The 3,401-nt window shown below is 67.9% G+C and carries 3 protein-coding genes; 1 reads left to right on the top strand and 2 read right to left on the bottom strand.

Translation table 11 applies throughout. The annotated features are described in order from the left end of the window. Positions 1-205: 205 nt before the first annotated feature. Positions 206-961, bottom strand: a complete 756-nt coding sequence (locus IT371_30245; protein MCC6751972.1) for an ATP-binding protein — start codon at positions 959-961, stop codon at positions 206-208. After that, positions 958-2,457 carry an IS21 family transposase gene (locus IT371_30240; protein MCC6751971.1) on the bottom strand — a complete coding sequence of 500 codons (1,500 nt, stop codon included), beginning with the start codon at positions 2,455-2,457 and terminating at the stop codon, positions 958-960. Before IT371_30240 ends, IT371_30245 begins: the two co-directional genes overlap by 4 nt. A gap of 758 nt (positions 2,458-3,215) precedes the next feature. Between IT371_30240 and IT371_30235 the strand changes: the two genes are divergently transcribed. After that, on the top strand, positions 3,216-3,401 hold a 186-nt coding region (locus IT371_30235; protein MCC6751970.1), incomplete at its 3' end, for a transposase.

The raw sequence follows: 3,401 nt of genomic DNA, 5'->3' as shown, positions 1-3,401 counted from the left end.
CGGAGGTACTTCTTCAAGGCGCTGGAGACGGACCCTTCCCGCGCCAAGCACGCCCTCGCGTTGTTCCGGAGGCTCTTCGAGCTCGAGCGTCAGTGGGCATCGCTCTCCCCGGAGGCCCGGCGCCAGGTGTTGGCGATCACGAGGATCCGCGTAAATGCGGAGCGGCGATCGCCGGTGATCGCGATCGCCGCCACGGAATGGTTCGCTACCTCCCCCGCTTCGCCTTGGAGGCCTCTGCCTCTCGCCGTCTGAAGCTCTTGCCCTCGATGGCGATCACGTCGGCGTGATGCACGACACGGTCGATGAGGGCTGTGGCGCAGGCCGCGTTGGGGAACACCGTGGCCCACTCGCCGAAGTGGAGGTTCGTCGTGAGGACGAGGCTCTTCCTCTCGTAGCGACGGGAGACGACCTGGAAGAGCAGGTCCGCGTTGCGCGCATCGTAGGAGAGGTACCCGACCTCATCGATGACCAGGACCGTTGGGCGCTCGTAGTGCTTGAGCCGGCGATCAAGGGCCCGCGCCGTCTCCTGACCGCCGAGGTCGAGCAGCATGGCCGAGGCGGTGGTGAAGAGCGCGCTGTGCCCGTGGAGGATGGCTTGGTGGGCGATGTTCTGCGCGATCATGGTCTTGCCGAGGCCCTGTGGCGCGATGAGGACGATGTTGCGGGCGCCCTCGATGAAGTCGAGGGTGAGGGCGGCCTCCACGGCAGGCCTGTCGATGCGAGTCGGCCAGGCCCAGTCGAAATTCGCCATCGGTGTCATGCGACCCAGCTTGCTGCTGGCCAGGCGACGCTCGACGCCCCGGGCGGTGCGCTGCTTGCCCTCCTCGACGACAAGGTAGCCCAGCAATTCGGTGGGCCCCCATCGGTGCTTGGTGGCGCGGGCCACCAGGTCATCGAGGTTGTCCGCAGCGAAGTGGAGACCGAGCTCCCCGAGCTGCTTGCCGAGCGTGACACTCGTCATGACTCCCCGTCCTTCTTCGAGAGTGAGTCGTAGTCAGCCAGCGCATGTGGCGTGACCCGCACGTGACGAACTGATTCGGGGACCACCACGTCTATGGGCGGAGGCTGCTTGCGGCGGCGGGCCTTTTCATCAAGTAGGTGCGCCACCGATGCCACGCTGATCGCCCCCCTCCCCATCGCCTGCTCGAGCGCTGCGTCGAGTTCACGGGCGCCGTAGCGCTCGAGGAGTCGGACGAGCCGGGCCACGTCGTGCGCGAGGCTGGAGGACCGGGTGACGAGGGCTTCGAGGAAGGCGGGGGCGTTCCTGAGGGCCGTGCGCAATACGTCCTTCGCGCGCAGGTCCGCTCCTCGTCGCTTCTCTCCAGCCAGTGCGTCGAGGTGGGCGCGATCTTCGACACGCCGACCTCTGTCGTAGCTGCGCTCGTGGCGAGCGACCTCCTCGCAGCCATCGAGCAGCCGGACGGTGTCGACGGTCGCCACCAGAGTGAGGGGCTTGCGCAGCAATCGCGGCGGCAGCGAGTAGTCGTTTCCATCAAAGCGGACGTACGGGGTCTTGCCCGAGGCGACCGCCGACACACGGTCCGTGGAGGCGGGGACTGCGGGCAATGGCAATAGCTTCGGTCGCTCCTCCCCGAGCATGTCGTGGACGCGCTTGCCGTTCGGCGCTCCTGGCCACGGCCGCTGCATCGCGGTGTCGTTGAGCCATCGGCCGAGCTGCTGGTTGAGGTCTGCCACGCCGTTGAAGCGGCGCGCCGCGAAAAAGCTGTCCCGCAGGTAGCGGATGGTCCGCTCGACCTTGCCCTTCTCGTTCCCTCGGTAGGGAGCACATGGCTTGGGCGCGAAATGGTAGTGGCCGGCCAGCTCCAGCAGTCGGGGATTGAAGCGCACAGCGTCGCCGTTCCTCTCCAGGACGACGGACTTCAAGTTGTCGTACAGAATCGAGCGCGCGACCCCGCCGAAGGCCTCGAAGGCGCCGACGTGGCCGCGCAAGAAGCTCTCCATCGACATGTCGAGCGCGAAGTGCGCGTACACCGCCCTGGAGTACGAGAGCACCATCACGAAGCAGCACAGGCTGCGCTGCGCGTTTCCCACCGCCACCTTCCCGAAGAGGCCCCAGTCCACCTGGGCCTCCTCGCCGGGCAGAGCCTCCACCCGGAAGAAGGCCTCTCGTCGAGCCTGCGGCCGCAACATCCGCACGTACCGACGCAGATGCATCACGCTGCCCTGGTATCCCCGGGCTCTCACCATCTCGTGCACCCGCGTCGCGGTCAGCCGTGGGTACTGCTCGAGCGTCCCGCGGATGAAGGGAAGCCAGGGCTGCACCATCGACTCGCGGACCACTCGGGCGCCGACCGCTTCGCCCCATCCGTAGATGCCGATGGCATGCCGCACCGCCTCGTGGTGCACGCCCAGCTGCGCCGCGATGGTGCCCACCTTCCAGTGTTCCGCGAAATGGAGCCGCCGAATCCTCGTCACCACATCGAGCGGGAGCGTCATGCGGCACCTCCTTCAAGGAGACCGCCGAGCCCAGCGCGCTCGATGTCTCGCCAGCGTCTCGTGCCGCAGATATCGCCTCGTCTCCCCACACCGCCAACAGCGAACTCCCTGTCCATCGCTCGACTCCTGGGCCGCGGTGCTCGGCGGCGCCGAAATGGCGCCGGCGCTCACGGCGGGCGTGACAGTCGCCGGAGGGGCGGTCGCATCGGGAGGGTGATGCGTCACTTTCCGCGCGCGGTACCGGGCCTGCCGGTTGGCGTGCGCGTGTGCCCCGTCGAAGGAGGCCTGGTACCGACGCCCAGCCGCTCGAAGGGTCCGCCGACGCGCTCGTGAGCGGCACGCGCGCCCGCAGTACCGCTGGCCCCTATCGCACCGGGTGCACAGGAAGAACATCTGCCGGCACTCCGGCCAGGCGCACGTGACGAAGCGAAGGGCGTCCACCGCACACGCTGCCCGCCGCGCATTGGCAACGCGGCGCGGTCCGGTGTACGAGTCAGCTCAGCGCGAGCTGGCACGCACACGGGCCACGCCGCGTCAGAGAGGCCATCCAGTTGGCGCTGGATGGTCTTTCGTCCTTCTAGCCGGCGAGTTCTCGGGGGCGCTGAACTACCTCTCCCCAGGCCGCCCACAAGTTTTCAGTCTCCCCGGACCCCTCAAAAGACCAGGTCCGCGAGCACTGCTCCTCGCCCTCCTGCACCAGTACCGAGCGACGACGACGGCGACTCTGGGAGCCTGATCCCCGACGATCCCCGGTCCAGATTCACGCGGCTCGCTGTGATCGATCACACCAGGCGCGCCTCGAGAAGTCCAAGCCCGGCCTCGACGAGCTCTTCGGCTGGTGCACGGTCGAGGCAGCCAAGGTGCTGGACCAGACGCCCATCTCCACCGCCATCCGGTACGCGCTGAACCAGCGCGAGGCCCTGAGCCGCTTCCTCGACGACGGT

This window comes from Deltaproteobacteria bacterium (genome assembly GCA_020848905.1).
GTDB lineage: Bacteria > Myxococcota_A > Polyangia.
This window is presented reverse-complemented; position numbering and strand designations above follow the sequence as displayed.

Coding starts and splice junctions, on each gene's coding strand:
- IT371_30245 (MCC6751972.1), bottom strand. CDS start 961: ATGACGAGTGTCACGCTCGGCAAGCAGCTCGGGGAGCTCGGTCTCCAC.
- IT371_30240 (MCC6751971.1), bottom strand. CDS start 2,457: ATGACGCTCCCGCTCGATGTGGTGACGAGGATTCGGCGGCTCCATTTC.